The sequence below is a fragment of the Telluria sp. PB2R4 genome, assembly GCF_059685695.1.
The window spans coordinates 70,690-92,904 of sequence record NZ_JCASIC010000015.1; the positions used below are offsets into that span (position 1 = coordinate 70,690).

Annotated in this window: 19 protein-coding genes; 10 read left to right on the forward strand and 9 right to left on the reverse strand. The window is 65.5% G+C overall.

From position 1 onward, the window contains the following. The first annotated feature begins 69 nt into the window (after positions 1 to 69). The 3 genes from AC56LU_RS21130 to AC56LU_RS21140 all read left to right on the forward strand — a co-directional run bounded on the left by AC56LU_RS21130 (position 70) and on the right by AC56LU_RS21140 (position 2,471). Positions 70 to 303, forward strand: coding sequence for a BrnA antitoxin family protein (locus tag AC56LU_RS21130; protein ID WP_497177583.1), 234 nt, complete (start codon positions 70 to 72; stop codon positions 301 to 303). Positions 304 to 425: 122 nt separating this feature from the next. Beyond that, entirely contained in the window at positions 426 to 1,394 is a 969-nt protein-coding gene (locus tag AC56LU_RS21135; protein WP_497177584.1) for an IS1595 family transposase, read from the forward strand. Between the two features lie 108 nt (positions 1,395 to 1,502). Beyond that, positions 1,503 to 2,471, forward strand: a complete 969-nt coding sequence (locus AC56LU_RS21140; protein WP_497177585.1) for an IS1595 family transposase — start codon at positions 1,503 to 1,505, stop codon at positions 2,469 to 2,471. Positions 2,472 to 2,614: 143 nt separating this feature from the next. Here AC56LU_RS21140 and fmt read toward each other — a convergent pair whose 3' ends face one another. Continuing rightward, complete coding sequence (gene fmt / locus AC56LU_RS21145) at positions 2,615 to 3,562, reverse strand: methionyl-tRNA formyltransferase (RefSeq protein WP_497177586.1); 948 nt, start codon at positions 3,560 to 3,562, stop codon at positions 2,615 to 2,617. Next, a complete protein-coding gene (gene def / locus AC56LU_RS21150) occupies positions 3,559 to 4,098 on the reverse strand; it encodes a peptide deformylase (RefSeq protein WP_497177587.1) in 540 nt (179 codons plus the stop codon). Before def ends, fmt begins: the two co-directional genes overlap by 4 nt. 299 nt (positions 4,099 to 4,397) lie before the next feature. Between def and AC56LU_RS21155 the strand changes: the two genes are divergently transcribed. From AC56LU_RS21155 to AC56LU_RS21165, 3 genes are all read left to right on the forward strand, one after another. Beyond that, entirely contained in the window at positions 4,398 to 5,492 is a 1,095-nt protein-coding gene (locus AC56LU_RS21155; protein WP_497177588.1) for a LysM peptidoglycan-binding domain-containing protein, read from the forward strand. An 8-nt stretch (positions 5,493 to 5,500) separates the two neighbouring features. Then, positions 5,501 to 6,634 (forward strand): DNA-processing protein DprA, encoded by a 1,134-nt coding sequence (dprA, locus tag AC56LU_RS21160; protein ID WP_497177589.1) that lies wholly within the window; start codon positions 5,501 to 5,503, stop codon positions 6,632 to 6,634. A 233-nt stretch (positions 6,635 to 6,867) separates the two neighbouring features. Continuing rightward, positions 6,868 to 7,326, forward strand: coding sequence for a Smg family protein (locus tag AC56LU_RS21165; RefSeq protein ID WP_497177590.1), 459 nt, complete (start codon positions 6,868 to 6,870; stop codon positions 7,324 to 7,326). 65 nt (positions 7,327 to 7,391) lie between these two features. On the opposite strand, the gene AC56LU_RS21170 is transcribed toward AC56LU_RS21165, so the two are convergent. From AC56LU_RS21170 to AC56LU_RS21180, 3 genes are read right to left on the reverse strand one after another with little or no spacing between them, the layout of a single operon-like run. Then, entirely contained in the window at positions 7,392 to 8,033 is a 642-nt protein-coding gene (locus AC56LU_RS21170; RefSeq protein ID WP_497177591.1) for a hypothetical protein, read from the reverse strand. A gap of 35 nt (positions 8,034 to 8,068) precedes the next feature. After that, complete coding sequence (locus AC56LU_RS21175; RefSeq protein WP_497177592.1) at positions 8,069 to 8,539, reverse strand: MarR family winged helix-turn-helix transcriptional regulator; 471 nt, start codon at positions 8,537 to 8,539, stop codon at positions 8,069 to 8,071. Further along, on the reverse strand, positions 8,536 to 9,417 hold the full coding sequence (locus tag AC56LU_RS21180) for a CPBP family intramembrane glutamic endopeptidase (RefSeq protein ID WP_497177593.1): 882 nt from the start codon (positions 9,415 to 9,417) through the stop codon (positions 8,536 to 8,538). Before AC56LU_RS21180 ends, AC56LU_RS21175 begins: the two co-directional genes overlap by 4 nt. Positions 9,418 to 9,694: 277 nt before the next feature. On the opposite strand from AC56LU_RS21180, the gene AC56LU_RS21185 reads away from it, so the two are divergent. Beyond that, a complete protein-coding gene (locus AC56LU_RS21185) occupies positions 9,695 to 12,352 on the forward strand; it encodes a DNA topoisomerase III (protein WP_497177594.1) in 2,658 nt (885 codons plus the stop codon). 58 nt (positions 12,353 to 12,410) lie between these two features. Here AC56LU_RS21185 and AC56LU_RS21190 read toward each other — a convergent pair whose 3' ends face one another. Continuing rightward, the gene (locus AC56LU_RS21190; protein ID WP_497177595.1) at positions 12,411 to 13,790 is read right to left on the reverse strand and encodes an alpha/beta hydrolase family protein; all 1,380 of its coding nucleotides are present in this window, start codon (positions 13,788 to 13,790) and stop codon (positions 12,411 to 12,413) included. A 248-nt stretch (positions 13,791 to 14,038) separates the two neighbouring features. Here AC56LU_RS21190 and AC56LU_RS21195 point away from each other — a divergent pair, with 248 nt between their 5' ends. From AC56LU_RS21195 to AC56LU_RS21205, 3 genes are read left to right on the forward strand one after another with little or no spacing between them, the layout of a single operon-like run. Beyond that, positions 14,039 to 15,730 carry a methyl-accepting chemotaxis protein gene (locus tag AC56LU_RS21195; protein ID WP_497177596.1) on the forward strand — a complete coding sequence of 564 codons (1,692 nt, stop codon included), beginning with the start codon at positions 14,039 to 14,041 and terminating at the stop codon, positions 15,728 to 15,730. Between the two features lie 22 nt (positions 15,731 to 15,752). Next, positions 15,753 to 16,517 (forward strand): alpha/beta hydrolase, encoded by a 765-nt coding sequence (locus AC56LU_RS21200; RefSeq protein WP_497177597.1) that lies wholly within the window; start codon positions 15,753 to 15,755, stop codon positions 16,515 to 16,517. Between the two features lie 18 nt (positions 16,518 to 16,535). After that, on the forward strand, positions 16,536 to 16,853 hold the full coding sequence (locus AC56LU_RS21205) for a Dabb family protein (protein ID WP_497177598.1): 318 nt from the start codon (positions 16,536 to 16,538) through the stop codon (positions 16,851 to 16,853). A gap of 210 nt (positions 16,854 to 17,063) precedes the next feature. Here the strand turns inward: AC56LU_RS21205 and AC56LU_RS21210 are convergent, their stop codons facing one another. From AC56LU_RS21210 to AC56LU_RS21220, 3 genes are all read right to left on the reverse strand, one after another. After that, positions 17,064 to 18,296: a serine hydrolase domain-containing protein gene (locus AC56LU_RS21210; protein ID WP_497177599.1), complete on the reverse strand. Its 1,233-nt coding sequence runs from the start codon at positions 18,294 to 18,296 to the stop codon at positions 17,064 to 17,066. Between the two features lie 87 nt (positions 18,297 to 18,383). Further along, entirely contained in the window at positions 18,384 to 18,590 is a 207-nt protein-coding gene (locus AC56LU_RS21215; RefSeq protein WP_497177600.1) for an addiction module protein, read from the reverse strand. Between the two features lie 36 nt (positions 18,591 to 18,626). Then, positions 18,627 to 22,214, reverse strand: a complete 3,588-nt coding sequence (locus tag AC56LU_RS21220) for an ABC transporter permease/M1 family aminopeptidase (RefSeq protein ID WP_497177601.1) — start codon at positions 22,212 to 22,214, stop codon at positions 18,627 to 18,629. Position 22,215: the final 1 nt, after the last annotated feature.

Below are 22,215 nucleotides of genomic sequence, written 5' to 3' on the forward strand. Positions count from 1 at the left end.
ACGTTACATACACGGACGACAATTACCTGGTCGTCACATTGTTGGCGAAGCTTTTAACGGGATGATTGCATGAACAAAGAGTATGAGCCGGACTGGGATCAAGCGGTGAACCGCATTGAAGACGTGGCTGTTGCCGCGAAGCCGCAAACCATCAACGGCGTGAAGCAGATCGTGACGATCCGCCTGGACGTGGACATGCTGGAATGGTTCAAGTCGGCGGGTCCGGGTTACCAGACCCGTATCAACCAGGTACTCCGCGAGTACATGGATGGGCAGCGAGCCGCTGCGCCGGAAGAGAAGTGATGAAGTGATGTCGGGGCGAATGCCCCGATTTTTTTTGCGCTGTCACCTTTGGCTATGGATGAGGATTGAACTGCTGAGCTCCTTAACGGTCGAACACCCGTCTGCATCGACGGGAGCCGGCCGTGAAAGCACCCAGTTTCAAGAAATGGTTCGCACGACTGCCTGCGCTGAACCAGCCGCAGCGCCTGCAAACACTGGCCGCCCTGCATCCGGCCGCCGGTCTCGACCAGGTAATCGCGCTCATCGGGCAAATCGGCGCAGTGGCGCGCCGCTGCCCGCGTTGCACTAGCGCCCGCCATTACCGCCATGGCCAGGCCAATAAGCTGCAGCGCTACCGCTGCCGTGACTGCGGGCGCACCTTCAACGATCTGAGCGGCACGCCACTGGCACGGCTGCGCCTGCGCGAGAAGTGGCTCGATTATCTCGGCGCCGTCCGCGAATCGAAGCCGGTGCGCACCGCCGCGGTTGACACCGGCGTACACCGCAACACCGCCTTTCGCTGGCGCCACCGTTTCCTCGACCGGGTCAAGCACGACCTGCCGCAGCGACTGCACGGCATTGTCGAGGCCGACGAAATGTTCATCCTGGAATCGCAAAAGGGCTCACGCAAGCTGGACCGGGCGCCGCGCAAACGGGGCGGCAGGGCAAGAAAACGCGGCATCTCGAACGAGCTCGACTGCATTCTGGTCGCACGCGACCGCAGCAGGCAGACGATCGGTGCACTGATTGGCCGCGGCGCCTTGAAGGTGCCGCAACTGGAATGCCATCTGTTGCCCAAGCTGGATGAGCAAGCGCTCCTCGTCACCGATTCGAACGCCGCTTACCGGGCGTTCGCACGCAAGCATGGCATTGCTCACCAGGCGGTCAACCTGCGAGCGGGACGACGGGTGCGCCATAGTACTGCCGGTGCCATCCATGTCCAGTCCGTGAACGCCTACCACCAGCGCTTGCGCCAGTGGCTGGCGCGGTTTCATGGCGTGGCCTCGCGCTACCTGCCGAATTACCTGGGCTGGCATCGGGCACTAGATGGTGAGCGAGTTATTTCTGTCGAACAATTGCTGCGTATCGCAGTCGGAGTCATCAATACGTAATGGTGACAGCGCCATTTTTTTGGCGCTGTCACCTTTGGCTATGGATGAGGATTGAACTGCTGAGCTCCTTAACGGTCGAACACCCGTCTGCATCGACGGGAGCCGGCCGTGAAAGCACCCAGTTTCAAGAAATGGTTCGCACGACTGCCTGCGCTGAACCAGCCGCAGCGCCTGCAAACACTGGCCGCCCTGCATCCGGCCGCCGGTCTCGACCAGGTAATCGCGCTCATCGGGCAAATCGGCGCAGTGGCGCGCCGCTGCCCGCGTTGCACTAGCGCCCGCCATTACCGCCATGGCCAGGCCAATAAGCTGCAGCGCTACCGCTGCCGTGACTGCGGGCGCACCTTCAACGATCTGAGCGGCACACCGCTGGCGCGGCTGCGCCTGCGCGAGAAATGGCTCGATTATCTCAGTGCGCTGCGCGAATCGAAGCCGGTGCGCACCGCCGCCGTTGACACCGGCGTACACCGCAACACCGCCTTTCGCTGGCGCCACCGCTTCCTCGACCGGGTCAAGTACGACCAGCCGCAGAGCCTGCACGGCATTGTCGAGGCTGACGAAATGTTCATCCTGGAATCGCAAAAGGGCTCACGCAAGCTGGACCGGGCGCCGCGCAAACGGGGCGGCAGGGCAAGAAGACGCGGCATCTCGAACGAGCTCGACTGCGTCCTGGTCGCACGCGACCGTAGCAGGCAGACGATCGGTGCACTGGTCGGCCGCGGCGCCCTCAAAATGGCGCAACTGGAGCGCCACCTATTGCCCAAGTTAGATAAGCAAGTGCTCCTGGTCAGCGATTCGAACGCCGCTTACCGGGCGTTCGCACGCAAGCATGGCATTGCTCACCAGGCGGTCAACCTGCGAGCGGGACGACGGGTGCGCCATAGTACTGCCGGTGCCATCCATGTCCAGTCCGTGAACGCCTACCACCAGCGCTTGCGCCAGTGGCTGGCGCGGTTTCATGGCGTGGCCTCGCGCTACCTGCCGAATTACCTGGGCTGGCATCGGGCACTAGATGGTGAGCGAGTTATTTCTGTCGAACAATTGCTGCGTATCGCAGTCGGAGTCATCAATACGTAATGGTGACAGCGCCATTTTTTTTGTTGAGTGGTTTTACGTAGCGTAGGCGGGTCTCCCGCCCACGCGGTGATAGTTACCAGGAAAAATACCGCAGCGCGTCCGTGAAAACGCTGGTTGAACGCGTGGGCGGCGAAGCCGCCCACCTACGAAAAGCTTTTCTCAGCCAACGGAAAGCTTTTCAGGAACTCCGCCGCCGCCAGGCGCTTGCCACCGGGCTTTTGCAGCTCGGTCATGCGCAACGCACCCGTGCCGCAGGCCACCACGATGCCGCCTGCATCGGCCGACAGCACCTGTCCCGGCGTTCCATTGCCGGAAGCCAGTTCCGCATTCCATAGCTTGACCGTCACGCCGTCGACCAGCCCGTGCGCCCCCGGGAAGGGATTGAAGGCACGCACCTGGCGCCACAGCAGCTCGGCCGGCAGGCCGAAGTCCAGTTTCGCCTCTTCCTTGCTGATCTTGGCGGCGTAGGTCACGCCCTGTTCCGGCTGTGGCACGGCCGCGAGCTGGCCGGCTTCCATCTTGCGCAGCGCCGCGACGATCATGCGCCCGCCCAATGCGGCCAGCTTGTCGTGCAGGGTGCCGGTGGTATCGCCATCGTCGATCGCGACGCGTTCGATCAGCATCATCGGCCCGGTATCGAGGCCTTCTTCCATGCCCATGATGGTCACGCCGGTCTCCAGGTCGCCGGCTTCGATCGCGCGGTGGATCGGCGCCGCCCCGCGCCAGCGCGGCAACAGCGAACCGTGGATGTTGATGCAGGGTTTGATGTCGAGTGTGCTGCGCGGCAGGATCAGGCCATAGGCCGCGACCACCATCACGTCGTAATCGAGGCCCAGCAGGCGCTCATGGGCCGCGCGGGCTTCTTCCGCGCGCTGCGGGTCCTTGGCGTCCATGCGCAGCGACAAGGGCTGGGCGACGGGCATGCCGTGCGCCAGCGCATATTGCTTGACCGCCGAGGCTTGCAATTGCATGCCGCGCCCGGCAGGACGGTCGGGCTGGGTCAGGACCAGCGGGATCTCGAAGCCGGCCTCGTGCAGGGCACGCAGGGCGACAGCGGCAAACTCGGGCGTGCCGGCAAAGACAACTTTCATCGACGGGCGCTGCGCACGGCGGCGTCGCGCTCCATGCCGCGCTCTTCCTTTTGCAGCTTGGCCTTGATGCGGTTGCGCTTGAGCGGCGACAGGTATTCGACGAACACCTTGCCCATCAGGTGGTCCATCTCGTGCTGGATGCACACGGCCAGCAGGCCGTCGGCTTCGACCTCGAATGGATTGCCTTCGACGTCAAAGGCCTTGCACTTGACGCGCGACGGACGCTCGACCCCGTCGTAGATGCCGGGCACCGACAGGCAGCCTTCGTCGTAGACCTGCTTCTCGTCGCTGGCCCAGGTGATTTCCGGGTTGACGAAGACCATCAGCTGGTCGGTGCTTTCGCTGACGTCGATGACCACCACGCGCTCGTGCACGTCCACCTGGGACGCGGCCAGGCCCACGCCCGGCGCGTCGTACATGGTGTCGGCCATGTCCTTGACCAGCTGGCGCAGGTGTTCGGTACCGAATTCGGTGACCGGCTTGGCGACCTTGTGCAGGCGTGGATCGGGGTAGCGGAGGATCTTCAGTAAGGCCATGGTCGGAGGTATTCCAAGGAATGTCAGTTCAATAACGGGTTCGGCAAAGCTTCGGCAAATCGGAGTGCGCGTACAGAAATGCAACACATCCCCGGTCCTGCAGGACGCGGTTTGTCTTGCTAGTTCAGGGATTTGTGTGCAGAATTTGATTCAGTACGGCAACCTTTTGTCGATCGGGCGCGGGCACTGTACAAATTCGCGTGCTGTTTCTTGCAGCAGTACGGTACGCGCTGCCAGCCATCCGGTGTCAAAGCCGCAATCCAAGTACGCAACAGCGGACGCAACGACGGACGTATGCAATGAAAAATTTTAGCACAGTCGCGACCCGCGCTGCTGCCGTGGCCCTCGTCGTGTGTGCCGTGGCGAGCCCGGTCCAGGCTGCCGACTGCAAGTTTCGCCCGAACGCCCCCGACCAGCATGTCGTCGTCAAGGGCGATACGCTGTGGGACATTTCTGGCGCCTTCCTGCAGAATCCGTGGTGCTGGCCGCAGGTGTGGGGCATGAACCGCGACGAGATCCGCAACCCGCACTGGATTTATCCCGGCCAGGTCATTTATTTCGATCGCACCCGTGGCCGCCTGTCCCTGACCCGCCCGGGCGGCGGCGATGTAAGGGGCGAGCCGCCGCTCACCAGGCTGTCGCCGCAGCTGCGCACCGAAGCGCTCGAGCGCAATGCCGTGCAGTCGATTCCGGCCGGGATGATCGAACCCTACCTGACCCAGCCGCTGGTGGTCGAGGCGGGCGAGCTGGCCAATGCCCCGCGCATCGTGGCTTCGCAGGAAGGACGGGTCTACCTTGGCACGGGCGACCGCGTCTATGTCAAAGGCATGCTGCAGGGCGGCAAGAGCTTCCAGGTCTTCCGTCCCAGCGGGCCGCTGGTCGATCCGCAGACCGGCACGGTGCTTGCACACGAAGCCGCCTACCTCGGCAGCGTCACGCTCGACCGTGAAGCGGCGCCGGGGGTGGATGCGCATACCTTCCGCGTCAGCGAGACGCGCCGGGAAATGGGTGTCGGCGATCTCCTGATCCCGATGCCGCCGGCGCCGGTGCGCAACTACATGCCGCATGCGCCGGCGCAACTCGTCGATGCGCGCGTGATGTCGATTTATTCGGGCGTGAGCTATGCCGGCCAGAGCCAGGTGGTGACCGTCAATCGCGGCAGTGTTGACGGACTCGATGTCGGTTCCGTGCTGCAGCTCTATCATCTCGGGAAGACGGTGCCGGACCCTGCCCATAAAGGCGTGCTCGGCTTCGGCAAACAGGCCATCAAGCTGCCCGACGAGCAATACGGCAGCCTGTTCATTTTCCGCGTGTTCAAGAACATCTCGTATGGTCTGATCATGCAAGTAACGGCGCCGGTGGAAGTCGGCGACGTGGCGCGCTCACCGGAGTAAACGCTACCGTGCAGGACACGGCTCCCCACACTGTCATCGCCAGCCATCCAGACTCCGACGCCATCGCCGACTGGATCCGGCTGGAAGGTGTGCGTGGAGTGGGATGCCGGACTGCCGGGCTGTTGCTGGACGTCTTCGGCTCGCCTGCGGCGATCTTTCATGCCGCTTACGCGGCCCTTGCCGCCCACGTGCCGAGCGCGCAGGCCGCCGCGCTGTGCGCCCCGCTCACACCCGAACTCGCGCAGCAGACCGACATCACGCTGGCCTGGCTGTCCCAGCCGAACCACCACCTCCTTACGCTGCACGACGCCGATTATCCGGCGGCCTTGCGGCATATTCCCGATCCGCCGCTGCTGCTCTATTTAAACGGACGGCGAGAACTGTTGTCCTCGCCCGCCATCGCCGTGGTCGGCAGCCGCAACGCGAGCACACAGGGCAGGGCCAATGCGGAAGCGTTCGCGGAAAGCCTGTCGCGCGCCGGCCTGTGCGTGGTGTCGGGCATGGCGCTCGGCATCGATACCGCCGCCCACGAAGGCGCACTGCGCGGACCGGGTTCGACCATCGCAGTCATTGGCACCGGCCCCGACCGTATCTACCCGGCACGCAACCGCGCGCTGGCGCATCGCATCGCCGCCGAAGGCTGCATCCTCAGCGAGTACGCGCTCGGCACGCCGCCAGTCGCCGGCAACTTCCCGCGCCGTAACCGCATCATCAGCGGCCTGGCGGCCGGCGTGCTGGTGGTCGAGGCGGCGGCGCAGTCCGGGTCCCTGATCACGGCGCAGATGGCGGCCGAACAGGGGCGCGAGGTGTTCGCGCTGCCGGGATCGATCCATTCGGCGCTGGCCAAGGGTTGTCACCAGTTGATCCGGGAAGGCGCGCATCTGGTCGAGACCGTCGACGAGGTGCTGGATGCGATGCGTGTGTCGCCCTTGCTGCGGCCAGCCGCAGCGCCTGCCGCTACCGGCGGCGATGCGCTGCTGGCCGCGCTGGGGCACGACCCGGTCGAGCCGGACGCACTGTTGGGTCGCCTGGGGGCCAATGCAGGCGCGCTGGCCGGCGAGCTGCTGGCGCTCGAGCTTGCCGGACTGCTTGAACGCTTGCCGGACGGCCGGGTGCAGCGCCTGATAAGAGCCGCCTGCTGATCGCCTTTTCCTCGAAGCATGCCTGTTCTCATGCATGCGCCATGCATGAGGCAATGCGAAAAAAGGTATTCTTCTTGAGATATTTTTGTGAAATGTTTGGCCTGAATTTTGTTAAATTTCGACAAAACTGAATGAACCGATAAGGCCACGATACAACGTTTTCAGCGCATGACGCCCCGTGGTACGTGCGAGGCTTGTGCCTCGGCGAGCTTAGCTGCTACAGTAGCGTCACTATGTTCGACATCCTGGTCTACCTCTACGAGACGTACTATCGTCCTGACGCCTGCCCCGAGCCGGCCGCCCTGGCACGCAAGCTGTCCGCCGTCGGATTCGATGACATCGAGATTTCCGAGGCGCTGGACTGGCTGTCCGGGCTGACCGAAGCGGCAGTTTCCGACGCAATCGATGCATGCACCGGCATCCGCTACTACGTGGACGAGGAATACATCGAACTGGGCAGCGAAGCGATCGGCTTCATCCAGTTCCTCGAGAGCGCCAAGGTGCTCAGCCCGACACAGCGCGAGATCGTCATCGAGCGCGCGCTGGCCTGCGACGAATCGCCGGTGGCGCTGGGCAAGCTCAAGATCATCGTGCTGATGGTCCTGTGGAGCCAGGGCAAGGAGCCCGATGCGCTCATGTTCGACGACCTGTTCGGCGACGACGACGACCAGGAACCGCGGCTGCTGCACTGAACAACGCATCACCGATACATCGACGGGGCCGCAAGGCCCCGTTGTCATTGGCGCGCCTGGCGCCGTCAGGGACTTCGGGCGACGCCTTCGGCAAATGCCCAGAACGGCCGGTCCGCGCCCTGCCACAGGGATGCATGCCGCTTGAGCCGCCAGGCATGGCCGACGCGAACAAGCCAGTATCCCTCGCCCCCGCAGATTGCGTCGGGCACCGCCATGCAACTCTCCGCATACACCAGCGCATTGCGCTTGGCATCATCGTAGACCACCCTGGACATGCCGATGCCGAGCAGCCAGTCCTGGCGCCTGCCTTGCCTACTTGCCTGCCACAAGACGTCCTGCTTGACGAAACCGGTGAAGGCCGAGGCGGTGGCCGGGACAGCGAAGCGTGTCGTCGATCCGCTTTCAGGATCTTCGCCGGCTGCAAGCAGCTTTGTCTGCAATGCAGGTGGCAAGCCACGCAAGGCCCTCACGAACTGCGTCTCCGGCAAGTGTCGCGGCACCCGCGGCGCGCGTATCGTGGCGGGCGCGATGGTGCGGTCCCAGATGGCGAATCGTGGCGGCGGATCGTGCTTCACGATGCGATCGACGACCACGCGATAAATGACATCGTCGGGGTTGGGCGCCGCAAGGGCGGACGGCATGCAGCTGGCGGCGAGCGCGAACATGCATGCGCGGATTGCGACGCCGAGATGGTGAAATGGTTTCATGCGGACGTCTCGGCAACGGTCATGTGTCTCTTATTCTATTCGCTTGACTGCGCGGCACGGGCCCTGCGAATGCGGTCCCCGAACGATTGCTCCTGCAAGGCGCCGATGGCGTCCGCCAGGGCAGTCGACAGCGGATAGGGCAGCTGCGCATCGAGCCTGGCTGCGGCCAGGGCCGTCGCCTTCCAGCAGCTTTCCAGCCGGGGCAGCATGGCGCGGCCGGCCTCGCTCAAGCCAATCATTTTCTGGCGCCCATCGTGTTTTCCGGCGCTGGCTACCAGCAGGCCTTCCCTGATCATGAGCGCCACCGTCTGCGTGGCGGCCGGCTGGGTGATGCCGGCGCGCGCCGCGATCTCGCCGACGGTGAGCGGCGCTTGCGCGAGCAGGGCGCGCATCACCGGCGTGTAGCGCGGGCGGTAGGCCAGTCCGGCATCGAGGTAGGACTGCTCGACCGCGCCGTCGAGCAGTTCGATCAGGTGGCGCAACTGCGTGCCCAGGCCCTGCTTCATGCCCCGTCCTTCCGTGCGCCGGCACGCGGCACCATGTGCCCGGCGCGGATCGCGTGGCGCAGCAGGAAGGCGCTGGCAAGGCCCCACACGACCAGGCACAGGGCCGAGGCCTCCAGCCCGTAGCTGCCGCCGGTGAGCCATTCCGGTCCGGTGAGCTGTCCCTGCAGCAGGCCGCGCGCCGGATGGCCCGAGGTCGGCAGCGAGAACACGCCGTCGGAGATGAAGTTCCATGCGAAGTGCGCAGCGGTCGCCAGCCACAGGCGGCGCGTCGCCAGGTAAGCGGCCCCGAACATCAGGCCGGCGACCGCCGTGTTGGCGATGGCCAGGGGTGTGGCGCCCTCGTTCGGCAAGTGGGCCAGTGCAAAGATGACCGACGACAGGCCAAGGGCCGCCCAGCTGCCGAGCGCACGCTCGGGGATCCGCAGCAGCACGCCGCGGAACAGGACTTCCTCGATCAGGGCGACAAACACCATCTCGGTAAAGGATTTCACCAGCACGGTCCAGTCCCCGGTGCCGGACAGCTGGTAATGACCGATTGCCACCAGCACTGCGACCATGGCCACGAACAGCAGGCTGCCCAAGGCCAGCCCCATCCCGAGTTCGCGCACGAGCTGCGGGCCGCGCAGCTCGCCTGGCGCGCGGTGCTCGATGCGCCGGACATACGCCACGTAGCCGGCGTAGCCGAGCAGTGCCGCGAGCAGGGGCGGCCAGTAGGCGCGCATGGATTTGTCGGGAATCTGCGACGACAGCACCAGGACCAGCGCCACCGGCAGGCAGACCGCCAGCAGGGCAAGCAGGGTACGGACCAGGGTGAAGCGGGTGAGGCCCTTCCGGGCGGGTAGCGCGACGGCGGCTGGCGAGAGGGAAACGGATTCCATGTTGCGCTCCTGGTGGATGGTCAAAACGACCAGCACTCGGATTGTATAAGCGCTTATATAATTTGTATATTGATATTTACCTTGCATAAATGAGGGATTGACAGGGGGAAACACGCGGTCGTGTGGACTTGCGGACGCCGCGGCATCGCGCTTATCATTGGCCGCTCAATTCAAATCGTTACTATCCAGACACTACGGTTTTGACAACCGTCCAGCCTGCAAGCATGTATGATGCGCGGGCAAAAGCCACTTATATATAGAGCACCCGAGAAACACTATGACCAAATCCCTCATCATCGCCGAGAAGCCGTCGGTCGCGAACGACATCGCGAAGACGCTGGGTGGCTTCACCAAGCACGATGAGTACTTCGAGTCCGACCAATACGTCCTGTCGTCGGCCGTCGGCCACCTGCTGGAAATCGCGGTGCCGGAAGAACACGACGTCAAGCGCGGCAAATGGAGCTTCACGCACCTGCCGATGATTCCGCCGTACTTCGCGCTGAACCCGATCGCCAAGACCGAATCGCGCCTCAAGGTGCTGAACAAGCTGATCAAGCGCAAGGACGTCACCACCCTGATCAACGCATGTGACGCGGGCCGCGAAGGAGAACTCATCTTCCGCCTGATCGCGCAGAACGCGAAAGCCAAGCAACCGGTCAAGCGCCTGTGGCTGCAGTCGATGACGGCCAACGCGATCCGCGAAGGTTTCGCCAACCTGCGCACCGACGAAGAGATGCTGCCGCTGGCCGACGCCGCGCGCTGCCGCTCGGAAGCGGACTGGCTGATCGGCATCAACGGCACCCGCGCCATGACCGCCTTCAACTCGAAAGAGGGCGGGTTCTACCTGACCACCGTGGGCCGGGTGCAGACCCCGACCCTGTCGATCGTGGTCGAGCGCGAAGAGAAGATCAAGAAGTTCGTCCCGCGCGACTACTGGGAAGTGCGCGCCGAGTTCGTGTGCGCGGCCGGCATCTACGAAGGGCGCTGGCTGGACCAGAACTTCAAGAAGGACGAGAACGATCCGGAGAAGCGCGCCGAGCGCCTGTGGAGCAAGGCCGCCGCCGATTCGATCGCCGCCGCCTGCCGCGGCAAGCAGGGCGTGGTCACCGAGGAATCGAAGCCGACCACCTCGATGGCGCCGGCCCTGTTCGACCTGACCAGCCTGCAGCGCGAAGCCAACGGCCGCTTCGGCTTCTCGGCCAAGAACACGCTGGGCCTGGCCCAGGCGCTGTACGAGAAGCACAAGGTGCTGACCTACCCGCGTACCGATTCGCGCCACCTGCCGGAAGACTACATCCAGACCGTCAAGGACACGATGGGTGCGCTGGCGGACACCAACAACTACAACCAGTTCGCCAAGCAGGTCACCAAGAACGGCTGGGTCAAGCCGAACAAGCGCATCTTCGACAACACCAAGATCTCGGACCACTTCGCGATCATCCCGACCGGCGTCGTCCCCAAGAATCTGACCGAGCCGGAACAAAAGCTCTACGACCTGGTAACCCGCCGCTTCCTGGCCGTGTTCTTCCCGCCGGCCGAGTTCCTGGTGACGACCCGCTTCACCGAAGTGTCGGGCCACCAGTTCAAGACCGAAGGCAAGGTCATGACCAACCCCGGCTGGCTGGCGGTGTACGGCAAGGAATCGCAGACCGACGACAAGGACGGCGCCAACCTGGTGCCGGTGCAAAAAGGGGAAAAGGTCCAGACCGAGAAGATCACCGCCAACGGCCTGGTCACCAAGCCGCCGGCGCGCTACAGCGAAGCCACGCTGCTGTCGGCGATGGAAGGCGCGGGCAAGCTGGTCGACTCCGACGAACTGCGCGACGCGATGGCCGGCAAGGGCCTGGGCACGCCGGCGACGCGCGCGGCCATCATCGAAGGCCTGCTGACCGAGAAGTACCTGATCCGCGAAGGGCGCGAGCTGATCCCGACCGCCAAGGCATCGCAGCTCATGACGCTGCTGCGCGGCCTGGGCGTGAACGAGCTCACCGCGCCTGAACTCACCGGCGAATGGGAATACAAGCTGTCGCAGATGGAGAAGGGCAAGATTTCGCGCGACGAGTTCATGCGCGAGATCCAGCAGATGACGCAGATTATCGTCAAGCGCGCCAAGGAATACGACAACGAGACCATCCCGGGCGACTACGCGACCCTGCAAACGCCGTGCCCGAACTGCGCCGGCGTGGTCAAGGAAAACTACCGCCGCTTCGCCTGCACCAAGTGCGACTTCTCGATGTCGAAGACGCCGGGCAGCCGCCAGTTCGAGATCAATGAGGTCGAGGAACTCCTGCAGAACCGCACCATCGGACCGCTGCAGGGCTTCCGCTCGAAGATGGGCCGTCCGTTCGCTGCGATCCTGCGCATCGTGCGCGACGAAGACATCAAGAACTTCAAGCTCGAATTCGATTTCGGCCAGGACCAGGACGACGAGGACGGCGAGGGCGTCGACTTCACCGGCCAGACTGCGCTGGGACCCTGCCCGAAGTGCAATGCGGGCGTGTACGAAATGGGCCTGGCCTACGTGTGCGAAAAGACGGTCGCCAGGCCGAAGGCCTGCGACTTCCGCAGCGGCCGCATCATCCTGCAGCAGGAGATCCTGCCCGAGCAGATGGCCAAGCTGCTCAACGACGGCAAGACCGACCTGCTGCCGGGCTTCGTATCGCAGCGCACGCGCCGCGCCTTCAAGGCCTTCCTGGTGCGCGGCAAGGATGGCAAGATCAGCTTCGAGTTCGAGGAGCGCAAGGCCAAGCCGGGCGCGAAAGCCAAGGCCGATGCTGCTGCCGAGGGTGCGGATGGCGCGGATGGCGCGGCGAAGCCGGCAGTGAAAGCTGCCGCGCGTAAAGCGCCGGCCAAGGCAGCGGCCAAGCCGGCCGCCAAGAAGGCGGCGGCGCGCAAGCCGGCGGCGAAGAAGATCGCGTCGGCGGCCAAGAAGTAAACGGTTTTGCCGCCCATGAAAAACGCGAACCCGAGGGTTCGCGTTTTTTTATGGGTGCCTACCTGGCCGTCGCCAGGATCCAGTCGCTGACCAGGTCGAGCGCGCCTGGGGCGAAGGTTTCCTCGATCTCGGCATACTCCGACCCCGCCCCTGTTCGCGCGGTCTGGAACAGGTGGTTCAGGCCCGGCAGCTCCTTGACGAGGGCGCGCGGATTGCCCTTCAGCGCCGCGCGGATCGCGCCGAGGTTCATGGCGGCCGGCACCTGCACATCGCGTTCGCCATTCAGGGCAAGCACGGGCTGGCGAATCTGCTGCAGCACGGGGCCGGGCTCGTGCCGCAGGAAGGAATGGAACCAGGGCGTCGACAGGAGCTGGAACCGTTGCCTGGCCATGCCGGCGGGCAGCTTGCCCTTGCGCTCGGCCTCTTCCATCACGCCGCGCGCCTTGCCGACCGCCGTTTCGAAGCGCGCTTCCGAGGCCAGCGCCGCCAGCAGGTCGCGATTCACTTCGCGGTCCCTCGCGATCATCTCGTCCGGCATGCCGTTTGCCTTGCTGCCGAGAGCGATCTGTTCGGCCATCAGCAGTTCGCCGCGCACGCCCGGCGCCGCCAGCATCACGACGAAGGCAAGGCCCGGATCGCGCTGCGCCACGAGCGGAGCGATCAAGCCGCCTTCCGAATGGCCGAGGATGCCGATGCGGCGCGTATCGACCTCGGCGCGGCCGCGCAGGAAGCGCACGGCGGCCTCGGCGTCGGCGGCAAAGTCGAAGCTGGTCGCGTCCTTGTACACGCCGCCGGATTTGCCGATGCCGCGCTTGTCGTAGCGCAGCACGGCGATGCCGCGGCGGGCCAGGTGGTCGGCCAGCACCAGGAACTGCTTGTGATTGAACACGTTCTGGTCGCGGTCGAGGGGGCCGGAGCCGTGCACCAGCACGACTGCCGGGAACGGGCCCTTGCCCTGCGGGACGCTTAAAGTGCCGGCCAGCGTCGGGCCGGCCGCGGCATTCGCAAACGTGACCTCGCTGCTGGCATACGCCGGCGGGCGCGCGACGATCGCGTCTTCCTGCGGGCGCTTCGGCGCCAGGGCGCCGGCATCGGTTCGTGCGAGGCTCAGGGGAACGCTCTGGCCACTCTGGCTCCATGTGCCCACCCAGGCCTTGGCCTCATCGTTCCAGCGCGCCGTGAAGCCGGCCTTGAGTCCGTCCAGCCTGAAGCTGATCTGCTCGTCCGTGACGGTGAGCCCGTCCACTGTCGACGTCAGGTTCTGTTGCGGAACCGTTAGCGTGCCTTCCCATTGCCCGCTTGGGGACTTGCTGAACTTCAGGAACACATTCAGCGAGTTGGCAATGCGGCCTTTCCAGTAGCCGGTGGCGTCTTCGGCCAGCGCAGGGGTAGCGCTCATGGCGAGGGCCGCCAGCAAGCAAAACAGGCGTGATTTCATGGGTGTCCTTCCGATGTTGTTGAGCCACACGATAGTCTCGCCCGAGTCCGGCAGATCGACAACGGGATCAAGCGGACCTGGATAAATTAAGCCTCTTGCATACCTGTTGTATCCCTTCTCCAAAGCATAAGAATTTGCTTTTCATTAATCCTTTCCGGGGTAATAATCGGACGGTATTTCGCCCCATCATTCGGTCCGCCTGGCACACAGGCATAACTCTTACAACGACATCGAGACCCGTCTGAACCATGAAGCTCTCCGACCTGAAAATTGCAACCCGCCTGTACCTCGGCTACGGCATCCTGATCGGCATCACCGGCATCGTCGTCGCGATTGCCTACGCCCAGGTATCCGCGCTCGACGCCGCTAATGACGCCAATGTGCAAACCTACCAGGCCTTGTCCGAGGTCGACCGCGCCATGGAGGCGCTGGTAAACATCGAAACCGGCGAACGCGGCTTTGCCTTGACCGGCCAGGAAGCATCGCTGCAGCCCTACACGGCGGGCAAGGCGGCATTCCAGCAGCACCTCGAGCGCGCACTGGCGCTCACCAATGGCAGCGACGCGCAGCAGGCGCGCCTGCAGCAACTGGCGCAGCACCAGCGCGACTGGCTGGCACAGGCCATCGATCCGGTGATCGCCCAGCGCCGGGCCGCGGTCGAGGGCGACCTGTCGCAGGTGGTCGCGACCGTCCAGGCGGGCAAGGGTAAGGCCGGCATGGATGCCATGCGCGCGGCCGTCGCCCAGCTGCGGGCAGCCGAGAACGCCGTGCTGGCGCAGCGCACGGCCGACATCGCCGAAGCCCGCTCGGACATGCGCCGTACCCTCGTCGGGGGCGGCCTGATCGCCGCCGTGCTGGCGGTCTTCATGGCCTACCAGCTGGGCCGCAACATCAGCATCCCCCTGAGCCGCGCGGTCAGGCTGGCGCGCGCGGTAGCGCAGGGCGACCTGACCGTTGACGTCAAGGTTCGCACGCGTGACGAAGCCGGCGAACTGATGGCCGCGCTGAAAGACATGAATGCTTCCCTGGTGTCGATCGTGTCGAAGGTGCGCCTCGGGACCGGCGCCATCGCGCTTGCTGCCGGCGAGATTTCGGCCGGCAACCAGGACTTGTCGAACCGCACCGAGCAGCAGGCCGGCTCGCTGGAGGAAACCGCCTCGTCGATGGAAGAGCTGACCTCGACCGTCAAGCAGAACGCCGACAATGCGCGCCAGGCCAAGCAGCTGGCCGCGAGCGCCGCCGATACCGCTGCGCGCGGCGGCGGCGTGGTGGCCGAGGTGGTGGTCACGATGGGCTCGATCAACGAGGCGTCGCGCAAGATTGCCGACATCATCACCGTCATCGACGGCATCGCCTTCCAGACCAATATCCTGGCGCTGAACGCGGCGGTGGAAGCGGCGCGCGCCGGCGAGCAGGGCCGCGGCTTCGCGGTGGTGGCGGGCGAAGTGCGCAACCTGGCGCAGCGCTCGGCCGCGGCGGCCAAGGAGATCAAGGGCCTGATCGGCGACTCGGTGTCGCGCGTGGAAGCCGGTTCGCGCCTGGTGGACCAGGCCGGCCATACGATGGACGAGGTGGTGGCGAGCGTGAAGCGCGTGTCCGACATCATCGGCGAGATCGCCGCCGCCAGCGAAGAGCAGCGCGCGGGCATCGAGCAGGTGAACGGGGCGATCGTGCAGATGGACCAGGTGACCCAGCAGAACGCCGCGCTGGTCGAGCAGGCCGCCGCCGCGGCGGCCGCGATGCGCGAGCAGGCCGGCGGACTGGCGCGGCTGGTTGATACCTTCCAACTCGCGAAACAGGAAGGGACGAATGCGCCTGCCCAGGACCCGGAGCAGCAGCTGCGGCGCCCGCCGGCGCGTCCGGCACTGCCGCGCGGCGGCCAGGTGCGCGCCAAGGCGGCAGCGCCCCGTGAAACCAACGAGGTCGCCGAGATCGAATAAGGTCCCGGTGTAAGATCGGGGCATGCACAAGACCCTGGCCATCATCCTGTTGCTGGGCATGGGCGCCTACGCGGCGGTCTGCCTGGCGCTGTTTTTCCTGCAGCGCTCCCTGATCTATTTTCCGCCGCCGGTGGCCGCCTACCCGGCGCCGAAGACCTCCACCCTCGCGTTGCCGGGGGCCTCGGTCAAGGTGTCCGAACGCCCGCTGGCGGGCGAGCGCGCCCTGATCTACCTGGGCGGCAATGCCGAGGACGTCACAGGCAGCCTGCCGCTGCTGGACCGTGCTTTCCCGCAGCGTGCGCTCTACCTGCTGCACTACCGCGGCTTCACCGGCAGCACCGGCAGCCCGTCCGAGGCGGCCCTGGTCGGCGATGCGCTGGCGCTGTTCGACCGCGTCGCGCGCGAGCACGAGGATGTGGTGGTGATCGGGCGCAGCCTCGGCAGCGGCGTGGCGCTGCAACTGGCCAGCCGGCGGCCGGTCAGCCGGCTGGTACTGGTCACGCCCTTCGACAGCCTGGCGGGACTCGCGGCGCGGCAGTTTCCGTATTTTCCGGTACGCTGGCTGCTGCGCGACCGCTATGCATCGATGCAGTACGCGCCGCGCGTCACGGCGCCGACGCTGCTGCTCGCCGCCGAGCACGACGAGATCATCCCGGCGGCCAGCGCACGGCAGCTGCTGTCGCGTTTTCCGGAGGGCGTGGCGCGCCTGCGCATCATCGAGGGAGTCGGGCACAATTCGATATCCGACAGTAGCGAATATATCCCCTCGCTCCAGTGGGCGAGGTAACCATCAAGAAGGAATCGCATGCCAGCCAATTCATCCCTGCGCCACGTGGTGCTGTTCGCCTTCAAGGAGGGCGCCGGCCATGAGGCGGTCGACGCCGTGGTCGCCGACTTCGGCCGCCTGCCCGCCCAGATCCCCGGTATCACCGGCTACGAGTGGGGCACCAACGTGAGCCCGGAAGGCCTGAACCAGGGCTTCACCCACTGCTTCACCTTGACCTTCGCGGGCGACGCCGAGCGCGATGCCTACCTGGTGCACCCGGCGCACCAGCGCTTCGTGGACACCCTGGGCAGCTGCCTGGAGCGCTCGCTGGTGCTCGACTACTGGACGCAGGCGTAGGACGCAAGTCAGCTATCGACAACTGTAGGGTGGGCGACTCCTGCCGACAAGTCGATGGACCTCACTATGAGCGCCGCCCATGCGTTCACATCTCTTTCGCGCAGATGGGACGGCTATTCGGGTGCTGGTTGAACGCGTGGGCGGCAGCCAGGAAACTGGCAGATCCCGGCGATCAGGTGGAGCCGCCCACCCTACGGCCGGCGGTCAGATTCAGGGCTGGCGCACGTCGCCCAGCGCCTTCCACACGTCCCTGAACTGGTGGACGAGCTTCGGGTCGTCCTCTTCGCCCTTGCCGGCGGCTTCGGTATTTGTCATCAGGAGGCGGCCGGTGCCGCTGGCCGGGTCGATGAACATGAAGGCGGTTACCCCCGGATCGCTCCCCGTATGCCCGACCAGGCCATTGCGCCGGATGCGCCAGAACACGCCGCTGTTCGGCTCCGCGGCCGGGCTGGCGGCCGGCAGGGCGTCGGGCGCGAACTGCGGGTCGAACAGCAGGGTGAAACCGGCCTTGGACAGCACGCCTTCGCCGCCCTTGTAGCCCTTCACCATCGCCATCAGGAAGCGCGCCAGGTCGGCGGCCGAGGTGGTCAAGCCGCCGTCCGGATAGGTGATCAGGGCGTAGCGCGGATAAGCCTGGTGGCGGCGGTTGTATACCGTGGCCTGGCGCCTGGCCTGCGCCGTGTCAGTGTGCAAACCCGCGCGCCAGGAGGTAGAGCGCATCTGCAGCGGTTCGAAGATGTGGCGCCTGGTGAATGCCTCGAAACTCTGGCCGCTCTTGACTTCGACCAGGTAGGCGGCCAGCGCCGCGCCGATGTTCGAGTAATGGTAGGCCGCGCCCGGCGCATCCTTGGCGAAGTTCGATTTCTTGTAGCTGCGGCCGCCCTCGGCCAGGTAATGCTTCAGGAAGCCGCCCAGGCTCAGGTCCTGGCGTCCGGGCTGCGTGAAGTCGTGCCTGAACTGGCGGTAGAGCGGGCCGTCCGCATCGGCGTCCGGCAGCAGGTAATAGGAACGCCCGTAGACGGCCTCGTCGTCGAGGATGCCCGAGGTATGCGTCACGAGATGGCGCACCGTGATCGCGCCGCCGCCATGCGGGTGCGCCAGCTTGAAAGGCAGGATGTCCTTGATCTCGGTGTCCAGCCCGAAGTAGCCCAGTTCGATTGCTTTCACGATCGCCACGCCGATCACGGTCTTGCTGACCGAGCCCACGTTCTGCAAGGTGTCTTCGGTATACGGACGCTTGTCTTGCAAGTCCGCCTGGCCGAAGCCGCGCTGGTACAGCACCTCCTTGCCGGACACCACCGCAACGGCAAAGCCGGGCAGGACCGAACGCCCCTGCAGTTTGGCGAGCTTGTGGGTGAGGGCAGGCCGCTGTTCGGCTGCATGCGCGTCCGCATGCGTGCCGGGCACGGCGGCCGACAGAAACAAGGCGAACAGGAGCTTCATCGAATCGTACTTACACGCCATGCGGCTAGAATGAAAAACCGCGGCCAGGCCGCGGTTTTTCATCGTGCACAGGGGACTGCTTGACGCTCACTCCTGCCATTCTTGCAGTGCGCGGATGGCCGCTTCGCCATTGCGGATCGCCTTCACGCGGCGCACGATTTCGTTGTGCCACGCTTCATCCGCGTCCTCATCGGGACCGTCGATGTCCTGGAGGAGCAGGCGTACCAGTGAATGCCTTTCCTCTGCGCTCAGCAGCTGGATTTTTTCCGCGATCTCGGCAACCAGGTTCGACATGATGCTCCTTCCTGTAATATTTCAGAAATAATAGCGTTAGTTTCGAGGGTTGTCGACTGGAACCATATTGTCCGTTGGTTTTCTATCAATTAATTTGTTATCCGGGTCGATGCCGGCCCGTGCCGGACGCGCGCTGACCACCAGCTTCACGGTCTGGCTGGCCCCGTCGACCAGGCGCCGCTCGCGCGCTAGCGGGTTGCCGTTGCGGTCGTCGACCCCGAATTCGATGTAGTCTTTCAGCGCCGCCGGGGTCTCTTCGCCCAGCCCGCCCGCCCGCACCTTGCCCGCATGCGCCTTGATGGTCACCTCATATTTGCCGTCCGGGCGCTGGCGCGCGGTGGCGCTGTCGGCCCGGTTCTCGTACAGCACGATGTGCTCGAACAGGTCGTCGATCAGGTAGGCCTTGTCCGGCGGGGTGACGGCGCGCAGCCGTTCGACCAGCGCCAGCACGGTGGGGTAGGGCGGGCCCTTGAAGCCGTGTTCCTGCAGCAGGCTGCTCAGCACCTTGTTGACGACATCCTCGCCCAGCAGGTCGGCCAGCAGGTACAACGCCAGGCTGCCCTTGCGGTAATGAACGTAGTCCTGGTTCTCGTTCTGGGCCAGCGGCAGTTCCTGGCGACGCTCGGTGGCGCGGCCCCTCAGGTAGGCATCCAGGTTGTAGCGCAGGAAGCGGCGCATCTTCTGGCCGCCGACCGCGCGCTTCATGACCATCAGCGCGGTGTACTCGGACAGGCTCTCCGACAGCGCGGTGGAACCGCGGGTGTTGGCGCCCACCAGCTGGTGGCCCCACCACTGGTGCGCCGCCTCGTGGGCGCTGACGTAGAACGGATAATCGATGTCCTTCGGCGAATCGTCGTCGATGCGGGCGATGAAGCCCAGGCTTTCCGAGAACGGGATGGTGCCCGGGAAGGCCTGCGCATAGGTGGCGTAGCGCGGGAACTCGACGATGCGCAGTTCGTTGAACTGGTAGGGGCCGAAGCGGCGCGAGGCGTAGTCCAGGCCGGCCTGGGCGCCGCGGATCATGCGCTCGACGTTGAAGTCGTGGCCCGGGTGGTAGAACACGTCGATGGTCACGTCCTGCCATCGGTCGTGCCGCACTTCGTAGCGCGCCGACTGGAAGGCGTAGAAATTGAGGATCGGCTGGTCCAGCCGGTAGTGGAAATAGCGCCTGCCGCCGCGCATCCATTCCTTTTCCAGCGTGCCCGGCGCGAGCGCGATCTGGTCCGGGGAGGTGGACACCACCGCGTCGAAGCGGATCCAGTCGGCGTCCACGCCCAGGCCGTTGTTGGCGCGTGCGGCCAGGTCCTCGCGCGCCGCCATCGGGTCTTTCGGCGGCAGGCCGCGGCGCTTGCGGTCGCGGTCGTCGAGCAGCTCCATCGATGGCTGGTAGCCGATGCGCGGCATCACCTCGTTGGTGAAGAAGCTGCCGTTGGCGACCACCGGCGTGTCGGTGCCCAGACCCAGCAGTCCGCCGGGGCGGTAGGCGAGCATGAACTCGAGCGCCACGCGCGCGCCCGGCGCCAGCGGCTCGGCCAGGCGGTAGTGGTAGAAGCCGTGGTCCGGGTCGGCCGCCACCTGCCGCGCCGGCTGCGAGAAGCGCGCCGTGAACTCCGTCCCTCGCCGCTGGTACAGGATGATGTCCCGGAGCGGCGCCGGGGTTCGGTTCTCGAGCTGGTAGAAGCCCTTCACGGCCAGGGAGCGCGTCTCGGGCCGGATGTCGACCTGCAGGTCGACATTGGTGATGCGCGGCTGCGGCAGCTTGGCGAAACGGCGGTAGCGCAGCTCGTATTCGGCGCGCTGGATTTCTTGCCGGGCGGTGGTCTGGTAGCCGCCGGCATGCAGCTCATAGGCCAGCAGCGCCCCCACGCCGGCGAAGACCAGCAGGCCCGCGCCGAAGCCGGCCAGCACCGGCCGGGAAAGGTTGCGGCGCGCCAGGCGCAGGCGCTCGCGCCAGCCGGTGTCGACACCGCGCGCCCACAGCACCCGCGCTGCGACCATCAGCATCAGCGCCATGCCGGCCCAGTAGAGCTGGAACAGGTGCTCGCGTACCAGGTAATGGCCGAAGCCGTTCATCGCCGAATAGGTGAAGCGCGGGGTGGTGCCGTAGACCAGCATCGGGTGGTCGAAGCCGAAGCCCTGCGCGGTCCCGAGCACCAGGTAGAGCGCGATCAGGATGAAGTAGGCGAGGTAGCGGTTGTTGACGATCACCTGCACCGCCACCGCCGCCACCGCCAGCAGCGCGTAGTGCGGCAGCAGCACCGTGAACAGGTAGCGCAGGTAGAGGCCCGGCTCCAGTCCGAAATACCCCTTGAACAGCTGGATCAGCATGCCGACCACCATCGCCATCAGCAGCAGCAGGGCCTGCAGGCCGACCAGCGCCAGGGTCTTGCCGGCCAGCGGCAGCCAGGTAGGCGCCGGCATGGCGTCGAGCATTTGCGCCATGCGCGCCTCGCGTTCGCGCCACACCATCTCGCCCGCGAACAGGGTGGTCACCACCAGCATGTAGAGCTCGAACACGTCGCGGATCAGTTCCAGCACCATGTAGGTGACGGGCAGGGTGCTGGTGCCGTAGATCGACCCGAGGTCGAGCGAGCTGGCTGCCAGGATCAGGGCGCCGGCAACCGCCAGGGCCAGGAAGTAGACGTTCTTGCTCGATTCGCGCAGGTTGTACCAGACTGACTTCACGAGCAGGATAGCCAGGCTGCGGCGCTCGAAATCGGGCGCTTCGCGGGTGTCGACGGCAGCTTGGGACAGCGGCGCCGGCGTGTCGTCCACCAGTGGCTGGCCTTTGCGGTGGCGCGGGTCGACATTGCCGACCGTGTGGAAGCGCCAGTAGCCGAGCAGCAGCACCACCAGCCCGAAACCCACCCAGATCAGGCGGTTCACCAGGTACACGCCTTCGAGCGTGACCAGGCGCGTGTTGCGCTCGGCGAGCGGCCAGTATTCGGTGAGGCGGATCAGGGCGGTGGTGCCGAACGGGTCGATCAGCGCAGCCAGGGTCTTGTAGTCGAGGTCGCGCGCCAGCGAAGGCGCGACGATGTAGCCGATCATCATGACGATGCTGGCCACGTAGACCGGCAGCATGCGGCGCGACAGCGCGGCCAGCACGAAGAACAGGGCGCCGAAGATGAAGGTGTTGGGCAGCAGCGTGAACAGCCAGGGCAGCAGGTAGTTTGCCAGCCCGTTCGGCCCCAGGCGGTCTTGCTCGATGCCGGGGATGAAGCTGCCGAGCCAGGCGCCCAGCACGATGCTCGACAGGATGATCGCCAGCGTCACGAAGGCGCCGAGAAAGCGCCCCAGCACGTAGTCGGCCTTGCGGATCGGCGCGCTGAAGAAGAAGTGCTGGGTCTCGTATTCGAAGTCCTGCTGGACCGAGCGCCCCATCAGGGCCGCCACCACCACCACGCCGAAGCAGCCGAGGAAGGAGGCGGTCAGCGCGATCTGGCGCGGCGCATTGATCAGGACCCGGCCGCCGAAGGTGACGAGGGCGTCGCGGAAGGCGCCGCCGGCCGCCGCCATCCACAGCATCGCCAGCGCCAGGAACATGCCAAAATAGATCCAGGTCGACAGCAGGCGCAGCCGCTGCCGCGCCTCGAAGCCGGCGATGGCGAACAGCGCGCGCATG